Source organism: Mesorhizobium sp. M6A.T.Cr.TU.014.01.1.1, from assembly GCF_004022765.1.
Classification (GTDB): Bacteria; Pseudomonadota; Alphaproteobacteria; order Rhizobiales; family Rhizobiaceae; genus Mesorhizobium; species Mesorhizobium mediterraneum.
Map to the genome: position 1 here is coordinate 1 of NZ_RZPG01000094.1, position 497 is coordinate 497.

General features: G+C 67.6%; 2 pseudogenes. Both read right to left on the minus strand.

What is annotated here, in order from left to right:
* Nucleotides 1–379: pseudogene (locus EN885_RS33105) on the minus strand (energy transducer TonB); the annotation flags it as partial.
* Nucleotides 376–497, minus strand: a pseudogene (locus tag EN885_RS34605) (TonB system transport protein ExbD); the annotation flags it as partial. The pseudogenes EN885_RS34605 and EN885_RS33105, both read right to left, overlap by 4 nt.

Below are 497 nucleotides of genomic sequence, written 5' to 3' on the forward strand. Positions count from 1 at the left end.
GGGTAGATTCGGTCTGGGTGGGTTCGGTCTCGTCTGGCGCGACCGCTTCCGGCGGCTCGACAACCGGCTCGGCCTTTTCGACCGGTTCTTCAGGTGTCGGCTCGGTCGTCGGTGTCGGTTCGGTCTGATCTGGCGTCACCGCGTCCAGCGCGGCGACCTGCTCTTCCACGGCCGGCATCACCACCATCGGTGCCATCTCGATCATCTGCGCGGGGGGTGGACCGCCATCCGCTTCGGTGACCATTGTGAGGTTCTGCACTGCATAGGCGACCGCGACATGGGCTCCAAGGACCAGCGCGGCAGCACCGGCCCACAAGCCAAGGTCGCGCCAACCGAAGCGCGACAGCTGGACCGAGGGCACGGCGACCGCTTGCGTCATGGCGCCGCCGCACCAGTGGCTGCGGGCGCCGGGGCATTGGACGCGGGAGCCGTCTCCAGGCCCACCAGCGCGATCTTCAGATAGCCGGCACCGCGCAATAGATTCATCGCCTCCATCA